General features: G+C 66.4%; 20 protein-coding genes. 8 read left to right on the plus strand and 12 right to left on the minus strand.

The features are described 5' to 3' along the window. The first annotated feature begins 52 nt into the window (after positions 1 to 52). Both PX653_RS17540 and parC read left to right on the plus strand, forming a co-directional pair. Positions 53 to 2,050, plus strand: coding sequence for a DNA topoisomerase IV subunit B (locus PX653_RS17540; RefSeq protein WP_277414035.1), 1,998 nt, complete (start codon positions 53 to 55; stop codon positions 2,048 to 2,050). A gap of 15 nt (positions 2,051 to 2,065) precedes the next feature. Next, a complete protein-coding gene (gene parC, locus PX653_RS17545; RefSeq protein WP_277414036.1) occupies positions 2,066 to 4,399 on the plus strand; it encodes a DNA topoisomerase IV subunit A in 2,334 nt (777 codons plus the stop codon). A gap of 173 nt (positions 4,400 to 4,572) precedes the next feature. On the opposite strand, the gene PX653_RS17550 is transcribed toward parC, so the two are convergent. The 3 genes from PX653_RS17550 to PX653_RS17560 all read right to left on the minus strand — a co-directional run bounded on the left by PX653_RS17550 (position 4,573) and on the right by PX653_RS17560 (position 7,878). Further along, positions 4,573 to 5,625, minus strand: coding sequence for a patatin-like phospholipase family protein (locus PX653_RS17550; RefSeq protein ID WP_277414037.1), 1,053 nt, complete (start codon positions 5,623 to 5,625; stop codon positions 4,573 to 4,575). A gap of 218 nt (positions 5,626 to 5,843) precedes the next feature. Next, the gene (locus tag PX653_RS17555) at positions 5,844 to 6,332 is read right to left on the minus strand and encodes a hypothetical protein (RefSeq protein WP_277414038.1); all 489 of its coding nucleotides are present in this window, start codon (positions 6,330 to 6,332) and stop codon (positions 5,844 to 5,846) included. Positions 6,333 to 6,468: 136 nt separating this feature from the next. Beyond that, the gene (locus tag PX653_RS17560; protein WP_277414039.1) at positions 6,469 to 7,878 is read right to left on the minus strand and encodes an IgA Peptidase M64; all 1,410 of its coding nucleotides are present in this window, start codon (positions 7,876 to 7,878) and stop codon (positions 6,469 to 6,471) included. Positions 7,879 to 8,013: 135 nt separating this feature from the next. Between PX653_RS17560 and PX653_RS17565 the strand changes: the two genes are divergently transcribed. Together PX653_RS17565 and PX653_RS17570 are read left to right on the plus strand one after the other, a co-directional pair. Then, the gene (locus tag PX653_RS17565; protein ID WP_277414040.1) at positions 8,014 to 8,598 is read left to right on the plus strand and encodes a sigma-70 family RNA polymerase sigma factor; all 585 of its coding nucleotides are present in this window, start codon (positions 8,014 to 8,016) and stop codon (positions 8,596 to 8,598) included. Then, on the plus strand, positions 8,595 to 9,296 hold the full coding sequence (locus PX653_RS17570) for an anti-sigma factor (protein ID WP_277414041.1): 702 nt from the start codon (positions 8,595 to 8,597) through the stop codon (positions 9,294 to 9,296). The genes PX653_RS17565 and PX653_RS17570 overlap by 4 nt, the downstream gene beginning before the upstream one ends. 18 nt (positions 9,297 to 9,314) lie before the next feature. On the opposite strand, the gene PX653_RS17575 is transcribed toward PX653_RS17570, so the two are convergent. From PX653_RS17575 to PX653_RS17610, 8 genes are all read right to left on the minus strand, one after another. Beyond that, entirely contained in the window at positions 9,315 to 10,457 is a 1,143-nt protein-coding gene (locus PX653_RS17575) for a HupE/UreJ family protein (RefSeq protein ID WP_277414042.1), read from the minus strand. Continuing rightward, entirely contained in the window at positions 10,454 to 11,599 is a 1,146-nt protein-coding gene (locus PX653_RS17580) for a tetratricopeptide repeat protein (RefSeq protein WP_277414043.1), read from the minus strand. The genes PX653_RS17575 and PX653_RS17580 overlap by 4 nt, the downstream gene beginning before the upstream one ends. Positions 11,600 to 11,613: 14 nt before the next feature. After that, positions 11,614 to 11,850, minus strand: coding sequence for a hypothetical protein (locus tag PX653_RS17585; protein ID WP_277414044.1), 237 nt, complete (start codon positions 11,848 to 11,850; stop codon positions 11,614 to 11,616). 10 nt (positions 11,851 to 11,860) lie between these two features. Further along, on the minus strand, positions 11,861 to 13,336 hold the full coding sequence (locus PX653_RS17590) for a DUF4331 domain-containing protein (RefSeq protein ID WP_277418596.1): 1,476 nt from the start codon (positions 13,334 to 13,336) through the stop codon (positions 11,861 to 11,863). A gap of 150 nt (positions 13,337 to 13,486) precedes the next feature. Further along, positions 13,487 to 14,794 carry a cyanophycinase gene (locus tag PX653_RS17595; RefSeq protein WP_277414045.1) on the minus strand — a complete coding sequence of 436 codons (1,308 nt, stop codon included), beginning with the start codon at positions 14,792 to 14,794 and terminating at the stop codon, positions 13,487 to 13,489. Positions 14,795 to 14,957: 163 nt separating this feature from the next. Next, positions 14,958 to 17,708 carry a TonB-dependent receptor gene (locus tag PX653_RS17600; RefSeq protein ID WP_277414046.1) on the minus strand — a complete coding sequence of 917 codons (2,751 nt, stop codon included), beginning with the start codon at positions 17,706 to 17,708 and terminating at the stop codon, positions 14,958 to 14,960. A gap of 196 nt (positions 17,709 to 17,904) precedes the next feature. Beyond that, entirely contained in the window at positions 17,905 to 18,339 is a 435-nt protein-coding gene (locus PX653_RS17605) for a GNAT family N-acetyltransferase (protein ID WP_277414047.1), read from the minus strand. After that, a complete protein-coding gene (locus PX653_RS17610) occupies positions 18,339 to 18,968 on the minus strand; it encodes a nuclear transport factor 2 family protein (RefSeq protein ID WP_277414048.1) in 630 nt (209 codons plus the stop codon). Before PX653_RS17610 ends, PX653_RS17605 begins: the two co-directional genes overlap by 1 nt. A gap of 140 nt (positions 18,969 to 19,108) precedes the next feature. On the opposite strand from PX653_RS17610, the gene argH reads away from it, so the two are divergent. The 3 genes from argH (at position 19,109) to PX653_RS17625 (ending at position 22,871) form a co-directional block, all read left to right on the plus strand. Then, the gene (gene argH / locus PX653_RS17615; RefSeq protein ID WP_277414049.1) at positions 19,109 to 20,506 is read left to right on the plus strand and encodes an argininosuccinate lyase; all 1,398 of its coding nucleotides are present in this window, start codon (positions 19,109 to 19,111) and stop codon (positions 20,504 to 20,506) included. Positions 20,507 to 20,597: 91 nt separating this feature from the next. Beyond that, complete coding sequence (locus PX653_RS17620; protein WP_277418597.1) at positions 20,598 to 21,170, plus strand: TRAP transporter small permease subunit; 573 nt, start codon at positions 20,598 to 20,600, stop codon at positions 21,168 to 21,170. Between the two features lie 27 nt (positions 21,171 to 21,197). Next, on the plus strand, positions 21,198 to 22,871 hold the full coding sequence (locus PX653_RS17625) for a TRAP transporter large permease (protein WP_277414050.1): 1,674 nt from the start codon (positions 21,198 to 21,200) through the stop codon (positions 22,869 to 22,871). Between the two features lie 167 nt (positions 22,872 to 23,038). Here the strand turns inward: PX653_RS17625 and PX653_RS17630 are convergent, their stop codons facing one another. Next, entirely contained in the window at positions 23,039 to 23,695 is a 657-nt protein-coding gene (locus PX653_RS17630; protein WP_277414051.1) for a hypothetical protein, read from the minus strand. 747 nt (positions 23,696 to 24,442) lie between these two features. Between PX653_RS17630 and PX653_RS17635 the strand changes: the two genes are divergently transcribed. Beyond that, positions 24,443 to 26,983 (plus strand): M4 family metallopeptidase, encoded by a 2,541-nt coding sequence (locus PX653_RS17635; protein WP_277414052.1) that lies wholly within the window; start codon positions 24,443 to 24,445, stop codon positions 26,981 to 26,983. Positions 26,984 to 26,986: the final 3 nt, after the last annotated feature.

A 26,986-nucleotide genomic window follows, 5' to 3' on the forward strand; every position in this document is an offset into this window, starting at 1 on the left:
CCGGATGGCTCGCGCCCTGGCTCCACATTCCCAGAATTGCAATCTATATAGTATGGCCACAAAAAAACCCGTTTCCGACTACAGCGAATCATCGATCCGCGTCCTGAAAGGACTGGAACCCGTCAAGCAGCGCCCGGGCATGTACACCCGCACGGAAAATCCGCTGCACATCATCCAGGAAGTGATCGACAACGCCTCCGACGAAGCACTGGGCGGCCATTGCAAGAACATCGTCGTCACGCAGAACACCGATGGCAGCATCACCGTCGAGGACGACGGCCGCGGCATTCCCGTGGGCCTGCACCCGGAAGAAAACGTGCCGACCGTGGAAATCGTGTTCACCCGGCTGCACGCGGGCGGCAAGTTCGACAAGGGTTCCGGTGGCGCCTATGCGTTCTCCGGCGGCCTCCATGGCGTGGGCGTATCCGTCACCAACGCGCTGTCGAAGCGCCTGGAGATCAACGTCTGGCGCAAGGACGACAAGGGCAACGGCTACCACACGATCGCCTTCGAGAACGGCGACCTGGTCCAGCCGCTGACGTCGCAGCCGGCGCCGAAGGACGGCAAGAAGTCCGGTACGCGCGTCACCGCATGGCCCGATGCGAAGTATTTCGATTCGCCGCTGATCTCGCAGGTCGAGCTGCAGCGCCTGCTGCGCTCGAAGGCCGTGCTGCTGCCCGGTGTCACGGTCACGCTGAAGAACGCCAAGACGGGCGACAGCCAGACCTGGCAATACAACGACGGCCTGCGCGGCTACCTGACCGAGGCGCTGGCGCAATCGGGCAATGGCGAGACTGTCGTGCCGATGTTCGAAGGCGAGCAGTTCGCCGGCCCGGATGCGGAAGGCTTCGCCGAGGGCGAAGGCGCGTCCTGGGTGGTGGCATGGACGGAGGAAGGCGCCATCATGCGCGAATCCTACGTCAACCTGATCCCCACGCCGAACGGCGGCACCCATGAATCGGGCCTGCGCGAAGGCCTGTTCGGCGCCATGAAGAATTTCGTCGAGCTGCATTCGCTGCTGCCGAAGGGCGTCAAGCTGCTGCCCGAGGACGTCTTTGCGCGCGCTTCGTTCGTGCTGTCGGCGAAGGTGCTGGACCCGCAGTTCCAGGGCCAGATCAAGGAGCGCCTGAACTCGCGCGACGCGGTGCGCCTCGTCGCCACGTATTCCAAGCCGGCGCTGGAGCTGTGGCTGAACCAGCACATCGACTGGGGCAAGAAGCTGGCCGAACTGGTCATCAAGCAGGCCCAGTCGCGCCTGCGCTCGGCCCAGAAGGTCGAGAAGAAGAAGTCGTCCGGCGTGGCCGTCCTGCCGGGCAAGCTGACGGACTGCGAATCCTCGGATGTGTCGCGCACGGAGCTGTTCCTCGTCGAGGGCGACTCGGCGGGCGGCTCGGCCAAGATGGGCCGCGACAAGGAATTCCAGGCCATCCTGCCGCTGCGCGGCAAGGTGCTGAACTCGTGGGAGACGGACCGCGACCGCCTGTTCGCCAACAACGAGATCCACGACATCGCCGTGGCGATCGGCGTCGACCCGCACGGCGTGACGGACAGCCCGGACCTGTCCGGCCTGCGCTACGGAAAAATCTGCATCCTGTCCGATGCGGACGTGGACGGCTCGCACATCCAGGTGCTGCTGCTGACGCTGTTCTTCCGCCACTTCCCGGCACTGATCCAGCACGGCCACATCTGCATCGCCCGCCCGCCGCTGTACCGCGTCGACGCGCCAGCACGCGGCAAGAAGCCGATCCAGAAGCTGTACGCGCTGGACGACGGCGAACTGACGGCGATCGAGGACAAGCTGCGCAAGGACGGGCTGAAGGACGGCAGCTGGTCGATCTCCCGCTTCAAGGGCCTGGGCGAGATGAACGCCGAACAGCTGTGGGAAACCACGATGAACCCGGACACGCGCCGCCTGCTGCCCGTGTCGCTGGGCGACTTCCAGCACACCGAGGCCGCCGCCCGCTTCAATATGTTGATGGGCAAGGGCGAAGCCGCCGCACGCCGCGCCTGGATCGAGGAGCATGGCAACGAAGTGGAAGCGGATATTTAACAGAGATACGTAATCATGACTCAACAAGCCAACCTCTTTGACGAACCGCAGCCGGGCAACAACGGCAATGGCGGCGACGGCGGCGAAACGCTGACCCTGTCCACCTTTGCCGAACGCGCCTACCTCGATTACGCCATCTCCGTCGTCAAGGGCCGCGCCCTGCCCGACGTGTGCGACGGCCAGAAGCCCGTGCAGCGCCGCATCCTGTATTCGATGAACGAACTGGGGCTGAACTCGGCCGCCAAGCCGCGCAAGTCCGCGACCGTCGTCGGCGACGTGCTGGGTAAGCTGCACCCGCACGGCGACCAGTCGGTGTACGACGCGCTGGTGCGCATGGCGCAGGACTTCTCGCTGCGCTACCCGCTGATCGACGGCCAGGGCAACTTCGGCTCGCGCGACGGCGACGGCGCCGCGGCAATGCGCTACACGGAAGCGCGCCTGACGCCGATCGCCCGCCTGCTGCTGGACGAGATCGACCAGGGCACCGTGGACTTCATCCCCAACTACGACGGCTCGACGGAAGAACCGGCCTTGCTGCCGGCGCGCCTGCCGATGGTGCTGTTGAACGGCGCTTCCGGTATCGCCGTCGGCCTTGCCACCGAGATCCCGTCGCACAACCTGCGCGAAGTGGCCGATGCCGCCGTCGCGCTGATCCGCAACCCGAAACTGACGCATGCCGAGTTGATGGGCATCTTGCCGGGTCCGGACTTCCCGGGCGGCGGCCAGCTGATCACGCCGGCCGCGCAGGTGGCGGACATGTACGCTTCCGGGCGCGGCAGCATGAAGGTGCGGGCGCGCTGGAAGATCGAGGAGCTGGCGCGCGGCCAGTGGCAAGCCGTCGTGTACGAGCTGCCGCCGGGCACGTCGGCGCAGAAGGTGCTGGAAGAGATCGAGGAGCTGACCAATCCGAAGGTCAAGCTGGGCAAGAAGACCTTGTCGCCCGAGCAGCTGGCGTTGAAGGCCATGGTGCTGGGCGCGCTCGACACGATCCGCGACGAATCGGGCCGCAACGCTCCCGTGCGCCTCGTGTTCGAGCCGAAGTCGAAGAACCAGGACCAGAACGAGTTCATGCTGATGCTGCTGGCGCATACGTCGCTGGAAACGTCGGCGCCGATGAACCTCGTGATGATCGGCGGCGACGGCCGCCCGCGCCAGAAAGGCCTGGCCGACATCCTGAACGAATGGATCACGTTCCGCTTCGCCACGGTGACGCGCCGTACGCAGTTCCGCCTGAACAAGGTCGACGACCGCATCCATATCCTGGAAGGGCGCGAGACGATCCTGCTGAACATCGACGAGGTGATCCACATCATCCGCAACTCGGACGAACCGAAGGCGGCGCTGATCGCGCGCTTCAACCTGTCCGACCGCCAGGCCGAGGACATCCTCGAGATCCGCCTGCGCCAGCTGGCGCGCCTGGAGGCGATCAAGATCCAGCAGGAACTGGCCGAGCTGCGCAAGGAAAAGCAGACGTTGCAGGACCTGCTGGACAACCCGTCGTCGATGAAGCGCCTGATCATCCGCGAGATCGAGGCGGATGCGAAAGCCTTCGGCGATGCGCGCCGCACCGTCATCGAGGAAGCGCAACGGGCCATGGTCGAACAGAAGATCGTCGACGAGCCCGTGACCGTCATCATTTCGCAGAAGGGCTGGGTGCGCGCACGCACCGGTATCGGCCACGACCGCGCCCAGTTCACGTTCAAGGCAGGCGACGCGCTGCACGATGCGATCGAATGCCGCACCGTCGATACGCTGCTGGGCTTCGGCGACAACGGCCGGGTGTATTCCGTGCCCGTGGCGGCGCTGCCCAATGCCCGCGGCGATGGCGTGCCGATCACGACGCTGGTCGACCTCTCGGGCGGCGCGCGCCTGCTGCACTACTTCGCCGGCCCGGCCGCCACGCAGCTGCTGCTGGCCTCCGACGCGGGCTTCGGCTTCATCGCCAAGGCGGGCGACATGGTCAGCCGCCTGAAGGGCGGCAAGTCGTTCATCACGCTGGACGAAGGCGCCCGGCCGTTGGCGCCGACCCTGGTGGCGTCCGATGCCAGCGCGATTGCCGTCATCTCCGAAAAGGCGCGCCTCCTGGTGTTCGGCCTGGACGAGATGAAGGTGCTCACCAATGGCGGCCGCGGCGTCACCCTGATGGAACTGGAACCGAAGGAAAAGCTGGTGGCGGCGCAGGCGATCACGCAGAAGGGCGTGACCGTGCAGGGCATCGGCAACGCGCAGAAGGCGAAGGAGGAGCGCATGGGCCCGGGCCTGCTGCAGGAGCACTTCGGCAAGCGGGCACGCAAGGGCAAGGCGATGCCGACACGGATCAAGCCGACGGGGTTGGTACCGAACAGCTGATCGGCAGCCTCTCCCGGGTTTGGGGTCTGTCGCCGCTATGCGAGAACGCCGGTTCTCGCCTGCGGGGTCGAGGGTCTGTCCCTGCATAGGGACTGACCCTGAAGTTCGGGGAATCCTTCTCGATTGCGCCTAACTTCGGGGTCAGTCCCCGCAAGGGGGACAGACCCCAGCCATCAAGCGGCCGCGCGCAACGCCGGCCGTGCCCCCGTCTGCGCCAGGTGCCGCCGCGCCGCGGCCCGGCCCTCTTCATACAGGTTGCGTACGCGCCCTTGCGAGAAATCGTGGTCGCCACCCGCTGCGGCCTGCGTGCTGGCGATGATGTGGAGGTTTTTCAGTGCCCGCAGCCGCATCAGCCACGCAAACGACGGCATGCTTTCCAGCGCCGTGCCGCCCGCCACCGATTCCAGCTCCGCCAGCATGGCGAGGAAGCCATCGAGCTTGCCGTCGCCGCCATACTGCGCCCAGAAACGGTTCTGGTACTGCAGCGCGGTCGCGCGCGTCTGCACTTCCAGCAGGTTGGTGGGCGACGGCTGGTCGTCGGTCGGGAACAAATCGACGACAAAGATCGGCAGCGTGTCGATTTCGTCCGGCTCCAACAGGTTCAGCAGCGAATCGATGGGTGTGTTGCTGAACAAGCCGCCATCCCAGTAGTCCTTGCCGTCGATCCGCGTGGCGGGAAAGCCGGGCGGCAGGCTGCCGCTGGCCAGCACGTGCGACGGCGTCAGGCGGGTGCGCACGGCCTTGTGATGGCCCGTGTCCAGATGCGCTTCCCTGGCCGTGTAGTTCGAGAACGTGACCTGGCCGCCCGTGTGCAGGCTGGTGGCCGCGACACCAAAGCGGATATGCAGAGGGTCGTTGAGCTGCTCGAAGTCCAGCAGCCCCGCCAGGGTCCGGTGCATCGGCGCGGTGCTGCACAGGCTGTTCCAGCTCAGCACGTTCCAGTAGTCGGTACGCGACTGCCAGAATTTCGGGTTGCCCAACAGCGACATGTTGGCCTGCACGAATGCCGGCAACAGCGGCATCGCCGGCAGCGTGATCGCATCCCATATCCGGTGCAGGCTGGCGGCGATATCGCCCCCCTTGGCGCCGGCGATCGAGGCGGCGTTGATCGCGCCGATCGAAACCCCCGTGACGACGCGGGGATGCCAGCCCTCCTCCACCAGGCCGGTCACCACGCCATATTCGAAAGCGCCCAGCGCGCCGCCGCCCTGCAAGATCAAAGCCATCGGTTTCATCGTGACTGCTCCATGAAGTGCATCAAGGGAGGTCACAGATTGCGCCCTGGCAGCGCGACGATGTTGATCTCGCTCAAGCGATCGAGGCTTGCAACCGTCAGCTTCCTGCCGCGCGAGAGCGTGTCGAATCCGGGCCGGTTCAGAAAAACCACAACAAAAAGCCGCCGTCCGCGGGGTGCGGAACGGCGGCTTTCGATGAAGGGCCAGGCTTAGTGCTTGGCGGCTTCCTTCTTCACCTCGGCATTGGCCTTGGCGACGGCTTCGTCCGTCTTGGCGGCTGCCAGCGCTTTTTCCTTGTCGGCCTCAGCCATTTCCTTGGCGACCTTTTCGTTCGCCTTGGCATTGGCCTTGGCGACCTTCGCTTCGGCTTTCGCGACGTTCTTGTCGCCCTTGGCTTCCGCCTTCAGCTTGTCTTCGGCATCGGCGTCAGCCACTTTTTCGTTGGCCTTGGCGTATTCCTTGTCGGCCTTGTGGGTGGCCTTGGCTTTCTTCTTGTCTGCCTTCTGCTGGGCCTTCGCGACGTCTTCGTTGGCGTCCTGTACCTTCTTCGCTTCTTTTTCCTGCGCCTTGGCGATGTCCTTCTGGGCATCGGCCTGTGCCTCGGCGACGTTCTGGTTCACTGGCGCAGTGGTGGCGATCTGGGCGTGGGCAGCGGTAGCGAAGACACCGGCGATCAGGGTTGCGAGCAGTTTATTCATGGTTTGGCACCTTTCGTTGTGGTTTGCGTTGTTTTCTTCTTGTCACGGGATCCAGAATAAACTTTCCAACCGATATCAACTGTGCGGCACCGTACATTGAAACATTTGCTTGCGTTTCTTACTTTCCTTACTTTCCTTACTTTCCTGCTCCGCGCGAGTACAGGTCGATGGTCTGGCCGATCGCCTCCGCACACACGGCGCAGAACGCTTCGCTGCGGTCGAACATCAGGCACTGCTGCTGCGAGCGGTAGTAGCCGGTCGCCTCGTAGTTGGCGCCTTCGAACGCACCGACTGCCTTGCGGTGCGGCGCCTTCGAGAACAGCGCGTTGGTCCACGCCAGGTCGTCGCGGAACAGCCTGTTCATCTCTCCTTCCGGGCGATTGTCCTTGCGCAGCTGCGCACGCACCTTCTGGTATTCGCGCGAATGCGCCTCGTACTCGGCCTTCGGCCACGGCGTCGGCATCGGCACGCCGGCCGTCACGTGGCGGCGCCACTTGACGTTGGCCGGGTCCTGCAGCGCCGTCACGTTCGGCTCCCACGGTTCCATGCGCTCGCCCGTCGATTGATACGCCACCGGCGACGTGTAGTACTCGTCCGCCAGGCCGGCGAAGTGGTGGCCGAATTCATGCACGAACAGATAGTTGGCCCAGTCGTTGTTGGCCGCCGCGGTGCTGAACTGGCCATAGATGCCGCCGCCACCGTAGGTGTCGTTGTTGACGAGGATTTCGATGAACTCGTACGGCGCATGCTGGGCGATGTCGCGCAAGGCGCGGTTGTCCGTCGTCAGCACGTAGCGCTCGCTGCCGAAGATGTCGTAGCGGGTGTTCAGCGCGGAGGCGTGATGCGTGTTGGTGGAAGGCCGGGAGACGCCCGATTCCTGCGTCGGCACGGCCAGCGCCCACACATTGAAGTCATTGGCGCGCTCGCGGAACGGCGACACCGTGAACAGGTAGTCGGCCAGGCGGCGCGCCGACTGCTCGAATTTCTTCATCTCCCCCTGGGTATAACCGTCGCCCAGGATCAGCAGGTCGACCTTCTGCGGCGACGGCCCGCTTGAGCGGATCGGCACGGGTCGCGCCGGCGCGGGCGGCTGCTTGCGCACGACGTCCAGCGCATCCGTGTCGATGTCGGCCGTCCAGACGATGGAGAACTGGTTGCGCTCGTCGCGCTTCAGGATGCGCACCTTGACGGGGCGGTCGGGCTTGGGAAAGCGCACCGACTCGCCGAACGCGCGCGACGCCTTGGCCGCTTCCCCAGTGCTGCGCCACTCGCCAAAGATGGTCGAAAAGCCGCGCGAGTACAGCAGCCGGCCCGTCTTCGCATCGACCACCTCGACCTTGTTGATGCCGCGGTCCGTATCGTCGACGGTGCGCGTCATGTCGCCCGGCCACGGCAGCGGCTCGATGACGACGCGCTCGAGCGCATACGATTCGGCCAGCGCGTTGCCGCTGTGGAGATAGTCGACCCGCACGGTGGCCGGCTGGGCAGCCGTGGCGCTGGCGGCGACCAGGCCGGCAATGGCGGGAAGATGACGGAAAAGGCGCATGGTGTCTCCTGTTTGTCACGGATGGTGGGTGTAGGCGGCTATTGTATGCGCCTGTCCCGCCACCGGTACAGGCGCGACTTGCCGGGCGGACGGAAGCACGCTACCCTCTGCACATCCCAACCTCCCGCCCACGCCGTGCCCTACGACACTCCCAACGACCCGGACCGGCTGCGTGCCTGGCTGCTCGCTGCGGCCCGGCGCGACGCGCGGGCGTTCCACGCGCTGTACGTCGCCACGTCGCCGAAACTGTTCGGCTTCGCGCTGCGTATATTGCGCAAGCACGAGCTGGCCGAGGAGGCGTTGCAGGATGCCTTCGTCTCGATCTGGCACGCGGCCGGCACCTACCAGGCCGAGCTGGCGGCGCCGATGACGTGGATGGCGGCGATCGTGCGCAACAAGGCACTCGACATCCTGCGCCGCACGGGCGGCGCGCCGGATATCGATGTCGCCCGATTCGACGTGGAAGTCATGGACAATCTCGAGGACACCGGGCCGGGCCCGGCCGACCTGCTGCAGTCGAGCGCTGAAGCGCGCGCGCTGGCGCATTGCATGGCGGCGCTGGAGCGGGCGCACCGCCAGGCGATCGGCCTGGCCTTCTTCCACGACCTGTCGCACAGCGAGGTGGCGCAGCAGCTGGCACTGCCGATCGGTACCGTCAAGACGTGGATCCGCCGGGGCCTGTTGAAACTGAAAACATGCCTGGCGCGGGAGGGACTGTGAGTATCCGCGACAACCCGGAACTGCGCGACCGCCTGGCCGCCGAATACGTGCTGGGCACCCTGAAGGGTGGCGCGCGGCGCCGCTTCGAAGGCTGGCTGCATGGCGACGCCGCGCTGCGTCGACTGGTGCAGGAATGGAGCGAGCGCCTGGTGCCGCTGGGCGAATTCACGCCCGAGCGGGCGCCCCGCGCGCGCGTATGGCGCACCATCGAACAGCGGCTGCACCTGGAGCCGCCACCGAAACGCTGGCAGCTCTGGCACCGCGACCCGCTGCATTGGTGGCGCACGCTGGGCCTGACGGGCACCGCCGCCACCGCGGCGCTGGCGCTGGTGCTGGTCCTGCAACGGCCGGCCACGCAGGTCGACACCGTAGCGACGCTGACGGACGAACGGGCCCAGGCCGCCCTCGTCGTCACGGCCGACCACCGCAACGGCGTCATTGCCGTGCGCGTGCTGGGCCAGACGGCGGTGCCGGACGAGCGCACCCTGCAGCTGTGGGCCATCACGCAACAGGGCACGCCGCGTTCGCTGGGCATCCTGGACGACAAGGGCAGCGCGCAACTGCTGCTGAACGAACGCGCCCTGGGCAGCGACGTGGCCATGCTGGCCGTCAGCCTGGAACCGAAGGGAGGCTCGCCGAATCCGAATGCGCCGACGGGACCGGTGCTGTACAAGGGTAGTTGGGTGAGGTTGTTGTAAGCCCGAGGGACAGTGTTTTCACGCCAGCGGGAAGTCGAACGCGCGCTGCCCCAGCCACACGAGCGCCACCAGCGCGATGGCAAGCGAGCCGCCCGGCATCAGCACGCGCCGATACACACCCGTGCCGCGCAACAGGAACGTCACCGGCAGCACGACGGCGACAATGGCCAGCTGGCCCAGCTCCACCCCCACATTGAACCCCAGCAGCGACAGGGCCAGCGAGCCGCGCGGCAGCCCCAGGTCGGCCAGAACGCCGGCAAAGCCGAAGCCGTGCACCAGGCCGAACGCCAGCGCGGCCAGCCAGCGCCGCGCCAGCACGCGCGGCCATACATTGTTCAGCGCCGCCAGCACGACCGAGAGCGCGATGGCCGACTCCACCCAGCGCGACGGCAGGCTGACGAGATCCAGCGCGGCCAGCGCCAGCGTCACCGAATGCGCGGCGGTGAATGCGCTGACGGTCTTGATCACGTCGATGGCGGCGCTGCGCGGGTCCGCCACCTGGACCCACGCCCCACCCTGCCTTGCCAGCACGGCCGGCAACAAGAGCGACACGAGGAACAGGATGTGATCGAAGCCGATCCAGATATGCCACATGCCGTGCCACACATAGGCCAGGAACTGGCGCGCGGCGGACACGTGCTCCAGTTCCAGCGCTTGCCTCGGCCGCTCCCCGCCCAGGATGGCCGTCTGTACGGTCGCACCGTGATCGATGCGCAGCAGGCCCCGGTGCTGGGCATCCGTATCGGCGAACAGCCGGTAATCGACCAGCAGCCGTGTCGGCGGCGCGCGGCAGGCGCCTTCCAGGGTCAGCACCGTATAGGCGCCGTCGGTATGGCGGTCCACCAACTGCGTGCGCGCGACCAGGGGACAGCCGCCTTCAGCCGAGGAGAGTCGCAGCCGTGCCAGCGCGTAGGCGGCGATCGCATCGTGGCGCGCGCGGATCTCGTCCCAGGTCAGGCGGCCGTCGTCGTTCGCGTCGATGCCCATGGCAAAGTCGAGATCGCGCAGCGCGATGTCCCAGCGCGCTTCGACGCGCTCGCCATCCAGGCGCAGCGTCAGGTAGCTGTCGCTGGGCTTGTGGGCACGCGCCGGCTCGCACAGCAGGCAGGCCAGCAGCATGAGCAGCAAGGCGAAGGGCGACACCAGCGAGCGGCGCTTCATGGCCCGCTCCCGGCCAGACCCGGCAGCATGACGTCCTGCGTGCCGTTGCGCGCGACCCATTCCCGCGCATCCCGCAATGTGCGTTGGTCGCCGGCCAGCCTGGCCGACTCCAGCAGGATGCGCAAGTCGGCCAGCTCCTTTTGCACCGTCCAGTTCTGCCGGGCCAGCGCCAGCGCGGCGGACGGGTCGCCACGCAGCTGCAGCATGAAGCGGGCCTCTTCGCGCAGGTGAACCCTGTCGCCGCGCTGCGCGGCCGCGTCGAAGCGCGCCTGCAGTTCGGCGACCGCCGCCGCCAGCGCGCCCCGGTTGCCACCGGCATCCCGCAGCGCCAGCGCATGGCGCAGCAGCAGCCCATCCACGCGCTGCCGTTCGCGCAGCAGCGCCAGCACCTCGGCGGGACGCTTTGCGTCGAGCAGGAAATCGGCATAGGCGCCCAGCAGGTAGCTGTCGCGCGGCGCCAGCGCCAGCGCGGTGCGGTAACGCTGTTCGGCAGTACCGGCGGCGCCGCGCCGGGCCGCCATCTCGGCCAGCAGCGTCCATGCCCACACGTGCAGCTCGTCCGGCGTTCCGCTGCTGCGCGCCAGGGTCGCCGCCAGCAGCCGCTCGCTCGCTTCCAGCCGCGCCGTGTTGACGCTGGCGGCAGCCAGGCATGCGAATCCCGCCAGCTCCTCCGCCAGCGTTGCCACGCGCGCACAACTGGCGGTGGCGGCCGCGTGATCGCCCTGGACGGCCTGCACGACGGCCTGGGTCAGCCACGCCTCGGCATTGCGCGGCTGGCTGGCCGTGACTGCCTGCAGGTCGGCCAGCGCGGCGCTGAACCGGTGGCCGTTCTGCAGCAACTGCGCGCGCAGCAGCCGCACGCCGGGCGGCGCGTCGACGCGTCCCCACCACGGTGCCAGCACGGCCTGGGCATGGCCGAAGTAGCGCGGGTCGGTCTCGGCGCGGCCCAGCGCGATGTAACGGCGCGCCAGGGCCAGTGCCGTCGGCAGGTCGCCGGGCGCCGCCGCCAGCCGCCCTTGCAGCTGGCGGATTTCGGGCGTGCCGGCGCTCCGCGCGACGGTCGTCACGACCGTATCGCCCGACGCCGGCCGGTATGGCGCCGCCGCGCACCCGGCGGCAAGCCAGGCGCCGGCAAGCAGCATCCCCGCCTTCATGGCTACGGTACCGCTTGCGGTTCGGCGCCTTCCGGCGCCGTGGCGGCTGCGGCCTCGATGGCTACCGGCTCGCCTTCCTCGTCCTTGCCGAACACCGCCAGCACGGCGGCAAAGAAGCTGTCGACCGCCGTCACGGGGGGCTGGACGGGCGGTGCGACGGGACCGGCGCTGCCATGGTCGCCGCCGCCGCCGCACGCGGCCAGGATCGCCACGACGCAGGCACAGATCAATGGTTTCATGGTGCTCTCCTCAACGCCGCGCCTGCGCCGGCGCCTGCCCCTGCGGCGACCCGGACAGCGGCGGCTTCAGGTACGGGAACGCCGCCGTGAAGGCGCTGTCGTCCAGCCAGGCGCCATCCGTGAAGCGGATCGTGCCCGCCGGTGCGTCGGCCGGGGCGCAGCCCAGGTTCAACGTACAGAGCTTGCCCATGACCACCCGCAGCGCGATGTCGACCACGTCGTCGCCCGGCCGGCGCCCGTTCGGGAAGCCCGCATTGTCGCCGTCGATGACACCCAGGCGCTTCTGCGCACCCTTCGCGGCCGGCGCGATGGCCGTATTCAGGCGCAGCATCTCGGCCGCCGTCACCTTGGCCGGCTGGTTCAGCCCTTTTACGCCTGTCAGGAACGCGGCGACCAGGTCGTTGCGGGGGAAGTTGGTGGGCGCCTTGGCGCCGGCATTGCCGAACAGGGTCTCGACCAGCATCGGCAGCGTCGGATGGGTCACGTAGTCGGCAAACTGCGCATCAGCGGTTGGCTTGCTGTGGTTGAAGCGGTCCTTGTCCTTCAGGCCGATGACGACTTCGTTCACCAGCGGCATGCCCAGGCGCGACACCTGCGTCCACGCGCCGCCTTCCTTCGAAGGGGCCGCCGCACCTGGCGCAGGGTTGATCAGGCGGCCCTGGCGCACGCTGGCCGTGGTCCAGGCGCCGATGACGGGGTCGCCGGGCGATGTCAGGCAGGCCGCCGCCACTTCCAGCGCGATCGTCGTCACGTTCTTGTCCGCCAGGTCGTCGCGCGCGGCACGCTCCGCGTTCGCGTCGAACTCCACGGCCGGTGCCTTGATGTTGACGAGGTCGAACGTCTCGGCCAGGTTGACGACGAACGGATCCTTGCGCTGGCCGACGAACATCCGCGCCGGCGTCTCGCAACCGGGAATCTTGACGTCGTACACGTGCTTGGCAGCGTAGCCCGGATAGTCGGGAATCGACTTGTTGCCGACATTGTCGATCGGCTTGTCGAACGTGGCCGCGCCGCTGCCGGCATTGGTCACGGCGCTGCGGGCGCCACCGCGCCGGTCGCCCCGCACCACATTGACGCTATAGGTCTCGCGGACGTTGACGCCGGGCGCATCGACACCGGCGATGGCGCCGCCGTTGATCACCAGCGGGATCGAGACCTTCTTGCCACCGACGGTGAACTGGGCATCCTTGTTGGTGTTGGCGAAGCGGAACTGGAACGTGATGTCCTCCTTGGCATCGCCATTGTTGTCGACGTGGATCTCGTACAGCGCGTTCGGGTCCATCATGAAGAAATTCGGGCCACCGTACGGGTCCTGCAGCGGCACGTAGTTGGCGACGAGCGTGACAAACCGGTCGCGCCCCGGCTCGTACGAGCGGAACATATAGAAATCGGTGGCGTCGGCCTTCGGGATACTGGTGACGAACGGCGCCTCGCGGTGGCTGGAGGCCTGGGCGGCGGCCGGCAGCAGCGCGACGGCGCTGCCCAGGGCAAGGAATGCGGCGCTGGACGCGAGCCGGCGCGGGGACTGCTTCAACGGTATAGCCACGGTCTTCTCCTCAAGGATGAGTATGACGAAGGATGCAACGTGGCTATATACGCAACGGCCCGGCGGTCGGATTCAGGTATTTACATCTTTTCAGCGATATTTGTAGAGGGGGCGCGGAATGTCGATGGGCCGCACGTCCAGGCGGATGTTGAGCACCGAGTAGGCCTCGGCGATGCCGGAGATGTAGCCCACGCTTTCCGGCGTCTTGGTGAAGCGGAACTCGAAGCCCACTTCGGGCGTGCTGCTGCGTGGATTGCCGCTGGCTATGCCGATCGCCTCTTCCTGGTCGCTGTCGATCAGCCGCTCCATCAGCTGGACCACGGCATAGTTGCCCAGGATGTCGTTGCTGTAGACGGGCCCGCGCAGTGCCGTGCGGCCTGGCTCGATGCGCCCGCCCGCCTTGTCCGGTGCCGGCGTGAAGCTGTGCGTGATGATGTTGAAGCGGTCGCCCCGGTCCAGGTAGCTGATGCGTACGTTGCTGACGTTGAAGTCGGGCTTCGATTTGTCCCACACGGCTTGCGACGTGTCGATCAGCAGGCCACCGCTGTAGCCGATCACCTCTACCTCGCGCTGGGCGTTGATGACGAATGCGCTGTCCTCGTCGATGCCCAGGCCCAGCTTGTAGTTCTTGGTCAGCATGGCGGGGATCATGCGGGCAAAGCGGCCCCGCACCAACAGATGCTGGTCGACGAACACGTCGTCGCCGATGAAGCCCAGGCCGGGCGCGATTTCCTGCCCGTCCGTGATGCCGCTGCGCAGCATCGGCAGGATCGAGCGGGGGTTGTGGAACATCGTGCTGCTCATGATGGCGGCACCGGCGCTGGTGCCGGCCACGACGCCACCGCGCCGGTACAGGTCCCAGACCGCTTCCAGCGCCGCCGTGCGGGTACCGTCCTCGCGCACCAGGGCCTTGGTGATGCGGGTCTGGTCGCCACCGGCAAAATATACGCCGCCGGACTTGCGGATCTTCTCCGCCAGGGCCGCATCCTCGGCCGCCTTGCGGTAGTCGCTGCCGGCCAGCCGGATCGCCACCGGCACGGCAAACGCGTCGGCACCGTATTTCTTCAGGTAGCCGATGATGATCTCGGCCGCCTTTTCGGGCGTGCCGGAGGCGGAGGGGAAGACGGCGATGCGGGCGCCCTTGCCGCCTGCCAGGCTGACGATCTTCGACCAGACGTCCGCATTGTCGCCGCGCAGGCCGCCGCCGATGATGACGAGCGAGCCCTTGGCGACGGGCAGGGGTTTCTCGGGGGCGGTGGCTTCGGGCGGCGGCTGGAGGGTTTCCGTATCCTGGGCGGCAGCCGGGGCGTGGGCCAGGGCCGCGGCCAGCAGGACGGCCAGCATCGCTCGGCATGGTTTTGCAAGGAACGACCACCGGTGGAACGACTGCTTGCGCATGCATCCTCCTGTTTTAATGACGATCTGTCCTGATCGCGATAAAAACAGGGTCATGGTGGCGGCGGTAGGCCGGCACCGCTGCGCAGGCGAGGAGCGGTGCTCCTCGAACGCCTGCTGCGCTCCCGAAAGGACTGACCCCGAGCCCGGGCAGGCCCTGCCCCGGCTATTTGAACACGTAGTTTACGCTGGCATAGAAACGCCTGCCGCGCGGATCGGTGTAGGTCGGATCGTAGCCGGAGATGAAGTAGTACGCCTGGTTCGAATAGGGCGGGCTCTTGTCGGCCAGGTTCTGCACCCCGGCTCGTACCTTCCACGCCTTGTTGACCTCCCAGGCGCCCGACAGGTCCCACAGCGAATACGACGCGACCCGGTTGGCCGCCACGACACTGCCGTCGTCGATATTGATGGCCGAGTTCTGGTCGTCGTAGCCGGACGAGAACGTGTTCGACAGGCTGGCCGACAGCGGGCCGCGTTCCCAGTCGAAGCTTACCGTGTGGCGCCAGCGCTGCACCACCATGTCGGTGACGAACCGCCCCAGGTTGCTGATGAACGGGTCGCCCGGCCCCGTCTGTACCTTCGACTTCAGCACGTAGGTGCCGGTCAGGCGGCCGCCGAAGCGGCCGATGGCCGTGTCGACGCCATGCACGTCCACCATCAGGTCGATGCCGCGTGCCACCTGGGCGCCGCGGTTTTCCTTGTGCAGCTCGATGTAGTCGATGTAGTCGTCCTCGTCGCGGTGCACCAGGTTGCCGTACTTGGCCAGGTTGCCCAGGATGACGTCGTCCCCCAGTTCGCTGATCAGGTCCGTGCGGCGGATGTTCCAGTAGTCGATGCTGGCCGTGACGTGCTTGCCCGGCTCCAGCACGGCACCCAGCGAGAACTGCTTGCTGCGCTCGGGCTTCAGGTCCGCATTGCTGTAGCGGCGCGTATCCCAGTTGTTGGCGCAGTCGGCGAAGTTGTTGTCGACGGTGGCGCAGTACACCGGGTCCGGCAGCGTGGCCGTGGAGCTGTAGACGGTCGGGCGGTACAGGTCCGTCATCGACGGGGCGCGGAAGCCACGGCCGGCCGAGCCGCGCAGCATCACCGATTTCACCGGCGTCCAGCTGACGCCCACCTTCGGGCTGAGCGCCCCGCCCACGTGCTGGTAATGGTCGTAGCGGGCCGAGAGCTGGCCCTGCCACTGTTTCGTGAACGGCGCCTGCAGCTCGCCGAACACGGCGGCCACGCGACGGCGGTCGCTGGTGGCCTTGCCGCCCTCCGGCGCCGCGTCGTTGTTGATGTTGTCGCTCATCAGGAGGGCCGAGGGCGTGAAGTCGGTGCGTTCGCGCCGCATTTCGCCGCCCACGGCCAGCGCCAGGTCGCCGCCGCCCAGCGCCAGCACGGCGCGCGAAGCCTTGAAGTCGACGGAATCCATCGTGCCCTTCGAATGGCGCACGACGTCGTTGACCTGGATGCGGTCGATCAGGGCGCGCCCTTCGGGACCGGACGGCCCGAACGGATTGATCAGGCCTCCCGCGATCCCTTCCAGCAGCTCGTTGTACAGCACGTAGCCATGCATGTCCTTGTCCTTGACGACGTTGACGCTGTGGTTCAGGCCCACGTCGTAGTCCCAGCCCGCCATCGTGCCCGTCAGGCCCAGCACGTAGCGCTGGCTTTCGCTCGTCAGTTCGCTGGTGCGGTTGCCCGCCTCCGTCAGGCGCATGCGCAGTTCCAGCTCGCCCTGCACGTCGTCGTCCTCCAGCGTTTCCAGGCCCGCGTTGGCCAGCGCCGGCACGCGGCTGGCGTCGATGTAACCCGTTACGCGCGCCGACGAGCCCACGTAGTTGGTGCGCGAGCGGCTCAGCGCCACCTCCGCATACAGCTGGTTGTTGGCATCGAGCTTGAGTACGCCCCGGCTCAGGAAGTTCTGCTTGTTCGACTTCGGATACAGCTCCGTATCGCCCATGTAGTCGTAGGTGCAGGCATCGACGCCGCCCGTGCCGGCCGGCAGGTACAGGTTGGCGGGCGGGCTGCAGTTCGGGATCGACAGGTTGATCAGGCGGTTCGTGATGGGCCGGCCGTTCAGCAGGAAGCCCGTCTCCTGCAAGTGGTCGCGTTGCGCGGACGTCAGGCGGATATTGGCCGGGCTGGTAAAGCCGGACAACAGGTGGCCCAGCCGCTCGGGGATGCGCAGCTCCGGAATGAAGCTGCGCTGCGAACTGCGCAGCGCATCCGTCCCCTGCCAGTCGAACACGGCGAACAGGTTGTAGCCGTCCTGCCCGATGTTGCCGATGCCCGCGCTGATGGTGCCGGCGCGCTTGCCGGCGCCGCCTTCGTCCGTGCCGCCCCGGTAGGCATTGAGTTCGATGCCGCGGAAGTCCTTGCGCGTGATGAAGTTGATGACGCCGCCGATGGCGTCGGTGCCGTACAGCGCGGAGGCGCCGTCCATCAGCACTTCGACGCGGGCGATGGCCGCCGCCGGGATATTGTTCAGGTCCACGCCGGCATCGTCGCCAGGAGACGCGAAGTTGGCCATGCGCCGGCCATTGAGCAGCACCAGCGTGGACGACGTGCCGATGCCGCGCAAGTTGGCGCTGTTCAGGCCACGCTGGTCGCCGCCCACGTTGATGCTGACGCCGTCGGTCAGCCCGCCCACGTTGGCGGAGATGCGCGTCATCAGTTCGGCCGCCGTCGTGACGCCGGCCTTCTCGATATCCTCGCGCGTGACCACCTGCACGGGCAGCGGCGTCTCGGATTCGATCTGGCGGATCGCCGACCCGGTGATCTCCACCCGTGGCAACGGCGTGCCTGGCGCGGCGCTCTGCGCCAGCGCCGCGTTCGCGCACAGGCCCAGCACCAGCGCGGCGCGCACGGCGTGTGCGGCGGTGTTAAGGCATAAGCCGGTGCGGCTGGCGGGCCGGTATTGCTTGCTCATCAAAGCTCCCTGAATCGGTTGGTGCCGGTCGGGCCGGGGATCCGCACGCTGTGCGCCAGGCCCCGGCCGTCCGGCAGTGTTAAAAAAGGCATTGTTTCACTCTACGCACGTCGGCCTGAAAACTCAACCGGCGCACGGTCGCCGCGCGGAAAAATGCGCGATGTGAGGACACGCCACCACACGTGGCGAGGCGCGCCTACGCGGCGCCGCTGCGGTAGATATCGGGGAAATTACGCTCCATCAGCGCCTGCGGCAGCGCCGGCGGCGCGAAGCCATAGCGCGCATATAAATCCGGCGCCGTCATCGTAGCCAGCATGAAGCGGCGCAGGCCCTGCAGGCCCGGATGGGCCATGACGGCATCCATCAGCCGCGTGCTGTGGCCCTGCCCACGGTGCGCGGGCAGCACGAACACGTCCAGCAGGTAGGCAAACGTGGCCTGGTCGGTGATCACGCGGGCGAACGCCACCTGCGCGCCATCGGCGGCGTACACGCCGAAGCACAGGGATCCATCGATCGCCCGCTGCACCAGTTCGCGCGAAATGCCCAGCGCCCACGTCGACTCCTCGCCGAGGAAGCGGTGGATCATGGCGACGTCCAGGCGCGCCTTGTCGGTATCGACGACGTATGCCATCAGCGCCCCTGCAGGTAGCGTTGCGGCAGCGGGTGCTGCGCCGATTCGGCCTGCCAGACCAGCGACTGGATCCACCAGCGCTGGCCGTCGTTGACAAGCTGGATGCTGTTGATGCCGCGCTGGACGGGCTTGTCGCCCGGCGCGTGGCGCGATTCGTAGGTGGAGAACACGTGCGCGATGGCGCCGAACTGCTCGACCTGGCGTGCCAGCTCCGTCTCGAAGAAGCCTTCCCTGGCGAACAGCGGCGCGACGCGCTCGATATAATCGTCCACCGCCATCACCCGCGTCTGGTAGCTGCCTTCGTTCCCGCCTTCCTTCGCCAGGCCGTGCACGATCATGCGGCCGTCGGGACGGAACAGCGCACGCAGGCGGCTCCAGTCGCGCGCCCTGCCCGCGGGGCCGGAAATGGTGTCGTACAGCGCGGCCACGATCGCATCCACGCTGGCCACGTCGGCGCTGTTCACTTGCCGCGCCTGCAGGGCCGGCTGCAAGGCCGGTTGCGTCGACGCCCGGGTGGACGACTGCAGCGACGGCTGCGTGGACGACTGCAGGGACGACTGCACCAGCTGCTGCGCAAACGCGCTGCCGGCCAGCGCCAGCATGCCTACGGCGGCGGCAAACTTCCTCATCGACTCTCTCCTGGACAAAAACACAACGATACCACTGCCGGGCGATGCCCATGCAAAAGGCCGCCGCAGGGCAAACCTTGTTTATAATCAGTAAAGCAAGCCCCACGCCGCGGCGGGGCTTCAATAACCGGACCCACACCATGACTGCACAACTCTCCAAAAAAGGCGAGGCCTGGTCGGCTCGCTTCTCCGAACCCGTCTCCGATCTCGTCAAGCGCTATACCGCCTCCGTCTTCTTCGACAAGCGCATGGCCAAGGCCGACATCGAAGGCTCGCTGGCCCACGCCGAGATGCTGGCGGCCCAGGGCATCATTCCCGCCGCCGACCTGGAAGCGATCCGCAACGGCATGGCGCAGATCGCGCAGGAGATCGAGGCCGGCCAGTTCGAGTGGCTGCTGGACCTGGAAGACGTGCACCTGAATATCGAAAAGCGCCTGACCGAACTGGCGGGCGACGCCGGCAAGCGCCTGCACACGGGCCGTTCGCGCAACGACCAGGTCGCGACCGACATCCGGCTGTACGTGCGCTCGGCCATCGACGACATCACCGCCCTGCTGGCGCAGCTGCGCAGTGCCCTGCTGGACCTGGCGGAGCAGCATGCCGACACGATCCTGCCCGGCTTCACCCACATGCAGGTCGCGCAGCCGATCACGTTCGGCCACCACATGCTGGCCTACGTGGAGATGTTCGGTCGCGACGCCGAGCGCATGGCCGACTGCCGCAAGCGCGTCAACCGCCTGCCGCTGGGCGCCGCCGCGCTGGCCGGCACCACGTTCCCGATCGACCGCCTGCGCGTGGCGCGGACGCTGGGCTTCGACGACGTCTGCCACAACTCGCTGGATGCCGTGTCCGACCGCGACTTCGCCATCGAATTCACGGCCGCCGCCTCGCTGATCATGACGCACGTGTCGCGCATGTCGGAAGAGCTGGTGATCTGGATGAGCCCACGGGTGGGCTTCATCGACATCGCCGACCGCTTCTGCACGGGCTCGTCGATCATGCCGCAGAAGAAAAACCCGGACGTGCCGGAACTGGCGCGCGGCAAGACCGGCCGCGTGTATGGCCACCTGATGGGCCTCCTGACCTTGATGAAGGGCCAGCCGCTAGCCTACAACAAGGACAACCAGGAAGACAAGGAACCGCTGTTCGACACGGTGGACACCGTCGTCGACACGCTGCGCATCTTCGCCGACATGGCCGGCGGCATCACGGTGAAGCCCGAAGCGATGCGCGCCGCCGCGCTGCAGGGCTATGCCACCGCGACCGACCTGGCCGACTACTTGGTCAAGAAAGGCCTGCCGTTCCGCGACGCGCACGAAGCCGTGGCGCATGCCGTGCGCACGTGCGTGGATGCGGGCTGCGACCTGGCCGACCTGTCGCTGGAACAGCTGCGCCAGTTCTCGCCGCTGATCGGCGACGACGTGTTCGCCGTGCTGACCCTGGAAGGTTCCGTCGCCGCGCGCGACCACGTGGGTGGCACCGCGCCGAACCAGGTGCGCGCCGCCATCGCCCGGATCCGGAGCCAGCTCGCCATGTAGACATTCCCCTACGCCGTCACGCCGCATCACCAACACCGCAATACGGGCGCCAACGCAGCGCCCGAACCGAAGCGAGGAGACAACGATGTTCATGGCAGTTTCGCGGGCAATCGACAAGCTGAACGACAGCATCGCGGCAGCAGTGGCCTGGGCCCTGCTGCTGGCGGTGCTGATCTGCGCCGGCAACGCGCTGGTGCGCTATTCCCTCAACATGAGTTCCAACGCCTGGCTGGAAATCCAGTGGTACCTGTTTGCCGCTGTGTTCATGCTGGCGTCCCCCCACACGTTGCGGCGCGACGAACACGTGCGCATCGACGTCGTCACCGGCCGTTTCTCAAAGCGCACGCAGGTCTGGCTCGACCTGTTCGGTTACCTGTTCTTCCTCATGCCCGTGTGCTGGGTGATCCTGTATTACGGCTTCCCGTTCGGACTGGAGTCGGTGCGCAATGGCGAGATGTCCAGCAATGCCGGCGGCCTGATCGTCTGGCCCGCCAAGATCCTCGTCCCCGTCGGCTTCGCGCTGATGATCCTGCAGGGCGTCTCGGAAATCATCAAGCGCGTCGCCTACCTGCGCGGCCAGCTCGATGCCAGCGCCTTCACGAAGCATGCCGCGTCGCCGGAACAGGAAATCGAAGCGATCAAGCAGGCCAACAAAATCAACTGAGCAACCGAGCCGGGGACGTACACCACAATGGAAGCATTCATCATCGCCAACATGGCGCCCATCATGTTCGGGGCGCTCGTCATTTTCCTGCTGTCCGGCTTTCCCGTCGCGTTCGCGCTGGCGGCGAACGGCCTGCTGTTCGGCCTTGTCGGCATCGAACTGGGCCTCCTGAAACCGGAGCTGCTGCAGGCGCTGCCGAACCGCATCTTCGGCATCATGGCCAACGACACGTTGCTGGCCATCCCGTTCTTCACGTTCATGGGCCTGATCCTGGAACGCTCCGGCATGGCCGAGGACCTGCTCGACACCATCGGCCAGCTGTTCGGCCCGATCCGCGGCGGTGTGGCGTATGCCGTCATCTTCGTCGGCGCGCTGCTGGCCGCCACCACGGGCGTCGTCGCCGCTTCCGTCATCTCGATGGGCCTGATCTCGCTGCCCGTCATGCTGCGCTATGGCTACGACAAGCGCCTGGCCTCCGGCGTCATCGCCGCATCCGGCACCCTGGCGCAGATCATTCCGCCGTCGCTCGTGCTGATCGTGATGGCGGACCAGCTGGGCCGCTCGGTGGGCGACATGTACAAGGCCGCGTTCGTGCCCGGCCTGCTGCTGACAGCGATGTACTGCGGCTACGTGCTGGCGGTCTCCATCTTCAAGCCGCACCATGCGCCGGCCCTGCCGGAGGAAGCGCGCAACCTGAAGGAGCCGAACGGCGACTCGGGCGTGCGCTCGCTGCTGGTGCTGCTGGTGGCCGCCGTGGCGGCGTCGTATGGCTTCGCCCACTATTATGAAAGCACCCACCCGCAGGCGCATGCCGACGAAGTGGGCATCTTTTCCGCCGCCCTGGGTATCGTCGGGGCCTTTGCCTTTGCCGCCGCCAACCGCTACCTGAAACTGGGTTTCCTGTCGAAGATGGCGGAGAAGGTCGTGTTCGTGCTGATCCCGCCGCTGGCGCTGATCTTCCTGGTGCTGGGCACGATCTTCATCGGCCTGGCCACGCCGACGGAAGGCGGCGGCATGGGCGCCCTGGGCGCGATCCTGCTGGCATTGATGAACCGGCGCCTGAACTGGGGCCTGCTGTCGCAGGCGATGATGTCGACCACCCGGCTGTCGTGCTTCGTCATCTTCATCCTGATCGGCTCCACCGTGTTCGCGCTGGTGTTCCGCGGCGTGAACGGCGACCTGTGGGTCGAGCATCTGCTGTCAGGTTTGCCAGGTGGGGCGACGGGCTTCCTCATCGTCGTCAACGTGTTGTTCTTCGGCCTCGCGTTCTTCCTGGACTTCTTCGAACTGGCGTTCATCCTGGTGCCCCTGGTCGGGCCCGTGGCGGAAAAGCTGGGCATCGACCTGATCTGGTTCGGCGTGCTCCTGGGCGTGAACATGCAGACGTCGTTCATGCACCCGCCGTTCGGCTTCGCGCTGTTCTACCTGCGCTCGGTGGCGCCGAAGGAGGTCAAGACGTCCGACATCTACTGGGGCGCCATTCCGTTCGTCTGTATACAAGTGATCATGGTCGCGCTGATCATCGCGTTCCCGAACCTGGTCTCGGTCAGCGCGAAGACGGACATGACGGAACAGATCCAGCTGCAGATTGACGCGCCGGCCGACTATGGCAGCCCGGACGACGCGGCGAACGAGACCAAGGACGGCGAGGCGCCGGAATTAAACTTCTCGACCGACGAGGACGAGAAGAAGGAAAAATAAGGAAAAGGGCCGGGGTCTGTCCCTGCAAGGGAGCGCAGCAGGGGTCTCGAGGAGCACCGCTCCTCGCCTGCGTAGCGGTGACGGCTTACCAGCCGGCACCGTAACCCGAAGTTTGGGAATGGCCAACCAACTTCAGGGTCAGCCCCGGCGGGGACAGACCCTTGCGATCAGTGGGTGACGAGCTTGGACAGCACGGCGAACGCGGCCCCCGTCTGGTCCTTGTCCAGGATCAGCGTCAGCTCGGTATGGGTAGAGATCAGGTTGACGAGGTTGACCTTGTCCCACGCCAGCTTCTTCAGGATGGCGTGATAGATGCCGGGCGTGCGGTGCGACTCGGCGGTCAGCTGCAGCGTGACGGCATTCAGGTTCTCCAGGCGCGCCAGCAGGCGTTCGCCGGCAAACACCTCGTCCACCAGCGGAATCAGCAGGCGGCTGCAGATCACCATGACCTCGTTGACGCCGCGGGTCACGGTGAGGAACAGGTCGCTGCGCCGGCCCGCCTGCGCCAACAGCTGGCGATGACATTCGTCCGTATTGGCGGACTGGCGGTAGGTCAGTTCCACCAGGTCGGTACGGGCCGTCAGCTGGCCGGTCTTTTGTGCCAACACGATATCGCTGGACGTGTGGTCGGGCAGGCGTTCCGAGACGCGCCGCAGCGCCATCACGACGGCCGCCTGGCCGACGGGTTTCCACAAGTCGCTCTCCAGCTGCGGCTGCAACTGCCGCGCCAGTTCCGACAGGTTGATCAGACCTCGCCGCAATCCCTCACTGAGGAAGGGCGAATCCATGACGATGCGTTCTACTTTGGTAGCGATGGACTGCATGGCTCGTGCCCGCAAGGGCATCCTTTCAAATGGACTGGTAATGCGCCGCTCCGCCGCGGGCAGCGGAGAACTGGCGTCCGTTAAAGCAAGTACACGCACAGCACCGGGACGACGTTCGCCCGGCTGTGACGCGGAAGGGATGCTGCCTATGTGGGTGGCGCGATGGCGCCCGGCTTGTGAAGGGCGAATGGAATACGAGCGAGAAGGCCTGATACCTTAGTCATGTTTTTGCGTCCCTGAAGTGTGCCTCAGCGCATTGAAGAAATCGAAACCTGCCGGCATGGCGCGCGCGATCCGTTTCGATCGCGGCGGCGATGTGCTGCAAAACGCGGCACAGAACGCTGTCGCCTGACTGTTTCGCTTCCGCCCCCCTTACCCAGCTGCGCTGTATTTGTAAGCCCGTCGGGCATACGTGGCCGTTCGGTGCCACTGTAGTGTACGGCGACGAATTCATTTATGGCAACCATAGCGCACACTACTGTTGCGCGCGTGCCTAAACGCGAATTGCGACTTGCAATCCTCCAAAAGGAGGGGCAATGTTGACTTAATTGCGCGCCATAAATTAATGATTCGCGGCAGAAAAACCAAACTGGCCTGCGGTCAACCCTGTCTCATTCTTAACAAAATTCGGCAGCGCGACTAATTTCGTAAGTTTTTTGACATTGCGGGACGCGAAATACTACTGTGCGGCTCACCGCAAATTCTTGCGGACCTGCCCCCTCCCCCACTACCGATTTTGGAGAAGAGATGAACCTTCGCTTGAGCATCATCGCTGCGGCTATCGCCGCACTCCCCGCTCTGCATGCAACCGCCCAGACCCGTGGCGCGCTGCCCGAGAGCCTGATGGCCGCGCCGGCTGAGCCCATGAACGCCACCGCCAAAGCCAACCTGGAGAATCGCCTCGCCGCACGGCGCGCCGCCGCCGGCCTGGACGACGAACACGGCTACAAGATCACCGTACAGCACCCGGGCGATGCCGGCACGCGCATCACGCGCGCCCAGCACACGTTCAAGGGCCTGCGCATCTTCGGTTCCGATTCCGTGATCGTCAGCGATGACAACGGCGAAATCGTCAGCGAATCCGCCTCCAACCGCCGCCAGGGCCTCTCCAGCTCGCGCGCCGCGGTAGCCGCCGGCCAGGGCATGCCGGACGTGGTTGCAGCGGTCTCGCAGGAAGACGTCATCAACAGCGTCGTCAAGCGCGTCGCGCCGGTCGGCGTGCACCGCTGGAAGCCGGAAGCCGAACTGCTGATCTACCCGGTCATGAAGACCGTGCGCGTGGCCGCTGCGGCCAACAAGCCTGAGTTCGCGCTGAACGCGCTGGACCTGGAAGACGTCGTCGAGCGCTACGAACTGGCCTACCTGGTCAAGACGCGCATGGCCAGCGGCAGCAAGCTGGTATACCGCGACAGCATCGTCAACGCCAAGACCGGCGCGGTGATCGCCGAGTGGGACGCCCTGCAGACCGTCATCGGCCAGGGCAAGAGCCAGTACAACGGCACGGTGCCGATCAACACGACGCTGTCGGGCAGCACGTACCAGATGCTGGACACCAGCCGCGGCACGGGCGGCAAATACGGCGGCATGGCCATCACCAACGCCAACCACAGCTCGGCCAACGCGCCGAATCCGGGCCAGATCTACACCAACAGCACGAACACCTGGGGCGACGGCCAGCAGTACATCCCTGGCGGCAGCACCACCAACGCCAACGGCCAGACCGCGGCCGTGAACGCGCTGTGGGGCCTGATGAACACCTACGACTCGATGAAGAACGTGGTCGGCTGGCGCAGCCTGGACGGCAACAACACGGCAACCTACATCGCCGTCCACGTCGACAACAACTACGACAACGCCTTCTTCGACCCGAGCTGCAAGTGCATGTACATCGGCGACGGCAACAGCTTCAAGAACCTGGGCTCGATCGACGTCATCGGCCACGAAATGGGCCACGGCGTGACCGACGCCACCTCGAACCTGGTGTACGCGGGCGAATCGGGTGGCCTGAACGAGTCGAACTCGGACATCCAGGGCGAAGCGACGGAAGCCTATGCCCGCGCGGGCGGCACCGGCACGACGATCCCATCGACGGGCAACGATTGGGTCATGGGCGCGGAGATCAGCAAGACCGGCACCCCGCTGCGCTACATGTACAAGCCAAGCAAGGACGGCTCGAGCCCGAACGCCTGGAGCAGCACGATCAAGAACATCGACGTGCACTACAGCAGCGGCCCGAACAACCGCATGTTCTACTTCCTGGCCAACGGCTCCAGCGCCACGACCACCAGCGACTACTACAGCCAGTACCTGACCCAGAGCCCGAGGAACATGACGGGTATCGGCACGGACAAGGCATTCCGCATCTGGTTCAAGGCCAACACCACCAAGTTCACGTCGTCGACCAACTACGCCGACGCCCGCAACAAGGTGCTGCAGGCAGCGGAAGAGCTGTATGGCGTGGGCAGCAAGGAGGCGACCGCGGTCAAGCGTGCCTACGCGGCGATCAACGTCGGTACCGACGTGCCTGAATCGGGCGGCGGCACGGGCGTGTCGATCACGACGCAACCGGCTTCGATCACCGTGGCAGCCGGCGCAACGGCCAGCTTCACCGTGGGCGCCAGCGGCGGCACCTCGCCGTACAGCTACAAGTGGTACAAGAACGGCACGCTGGTCTCCGGTGCCACCTCGGCCACCTACTCGTTCACCGCGCAAACGACCGACAACGGCGCCACCATCAAGGCAACCGTGACGGATTCGTCGACGACGCCAGTGACCGTCACGTCCGGCAACGCGACGCTGACCGTCGGCAGCGGCGGTGGCGGCACGACCGAGCGCGTCACCAACGGCGGCTTCGAGTCGGGTGCCACCGGCTGGGCCGGCACCACCGGCGTGATCGGCGCGTTCACCGGCCAGACCGCGTATGAAGGTACCCGCTACGCCTACCTGGGCGGCAACGGCGCGACGGCGACCGAGACCCTGACGCAGGACATCTCGATCCCTTCGACCGCCACGTCGGCCAACCTGACGTTCGCGCTGCACATCGACACGGCCGAAACGGGCACCACGGTGTACGACCGCCTGGCCGTCACTGTGAAGAACACGTCCGGCACGACGCTGGGCACGCTGGCGACGTACTCCAACGCCAACGCCGCCTCGGGCTACCAGGTACGCAGCTTCAGCCTGCTGCCGTACAAGGGCCAGACCGTGCGCCTGTCGTTCGCGATGACGGAAGACTCGTCGGCCCAGACCTCCTTCGTGGTCGACAAGGTCAGCGTCGTCACGCAGTAAGCG

Source organism: Pseudoduganella chitinolytica (assembly GCF_029028125.1).
In the GTDB taxonomy this organism is placed as follows: Bacteria; Pseudomonadota; Gammaproteobacteria; order Burkholderiales; family Burkholderiaceae_D; genus Rugamonas; species Rugamonas chitinolytica.

Excerpts from the sequence above, each read along its gene's own strand:
- PX653_RS17540 (WP_277414035.1), top strand. The coding sequence starts at position 53 with ATGGCCACAAAAAAACCCGTTTCCGACTACAGCGAATCATCGATCCGC.
- parC (WP_277414036.1), top strand. The coding sequence starts at position 2,066 with ATGACTCAACAAGCCAACCTCTTTGACGAACCGCAGCCGGGCAACAAC.
- PX653_RS17560 (WP_277414039.1), bottom strand. The coding sequence starts at position 7,878 with ATGCGCCTTTTCCGTCATCTTCCCGCCATTGCCGGCCTGGTCGCCGCC.
- PX653_RS17600 (WP_277414046.1), bottom strand. The coding sequence starts at position 17,708 with ATGAGCAAGCAATACCGGCCCGCCAGCCGCACCGGCTTATGCCTTAAC.
- PX653_RS17585 (WP_277414044.1), bottom strand. The coding sequence starts at position 11,850 with ATGAAACCATTGATCTGTGCCTGCGTCGTGGCGATCCTGGCCGCGTGC.
- PX653_RS17595 (WP_277414045.1), bottom strand. The coding sequence starts at position 14,794 with ATGCGCAAGCAGTCGTTCCACCGGTGGTCGTTCCTTGCAAAACCATGC.
- PX653_RS17605 (WP_277414047.1), bottom strand. The coding sequence starts at position 18,339 with ATGGCATACGTCGTCGATACCGACAAGGCGCGCCTGGACGTCGCCATG.
- PX653_RS17610 (WP_277414048.1), bottom strand. The coding sequence starts at position 18,968 with ATGAGGAAGTTTGCCGCCGCCGTAGGCATGCTGGCGCTGGCCGGCAGC.
- argH (WP_277414049.1), top strand. The coding sequence starts at position 19,109 with ATGACTGCACAACTCTCCAAAAAAGGCGAGGCCTGGTCGGCTCGCTTC.
- PX653_RS17625 (WP_277414050.1), top strand. The coding sequence starts at position 21,198 with ATGGAAGCATTCATCATCGCCAACATGGCGCCCATCATGTTCGGGGCG.
- PX653_RS17575 (WP_277414042.1), bottom strand. The coding sequence starts at position 10,457 with ATGAAGCGCCGCTCGCTGGTGTCGCCCTTCGCCTTGCTGCTCATGCTG.
- PX653_RS17630 (WP_277414051.1), bottom strand. The coding sequence starts at position 23,695 with ATGCAGTCCATCGCTACCAAAGTAGAACGCATCGTCATGGATTCGCCC.
- PX653_RS17550 (WP_277414037.1), bottom strand. The coding sequence starts at position 5,625 with ATGGCTTTGATCTTGCAGGGCGGCGGCGCGCTGGGCGCTTTCGAATAT.
- PX653_RS17635 (WP_277414052.1), top strand. The coding sequence starts at position 24,443 with ATGAACCTTCGCTTGAGCATCATCGCTGCGGCTATCGCCGCACTCCCC.
- PX653_RS17555 (WP_277414038.1), bottom strand. The coding sequence starts at position 6,332 with ATGAATAAACTGCTCGCAACCCTGATCGCCGGTGTCTTCGCTACCGCT.
- PX653_RS17620 (WP_277418597.1), top strand. The coding sequence starts at position 20,598 with ATGGCAGTTTCGCGGGCAATCGACAAGCTGAACGACAGCATCGCGGCA.
- PX653_RS17580 (WP_277414043.1), bottom strand. The coding sequence starts at position 11,599 with ATGCTGCTTGCCGGCGCCTGGCTTGCCGCCGGGTGCGCGGCGGCGCCA.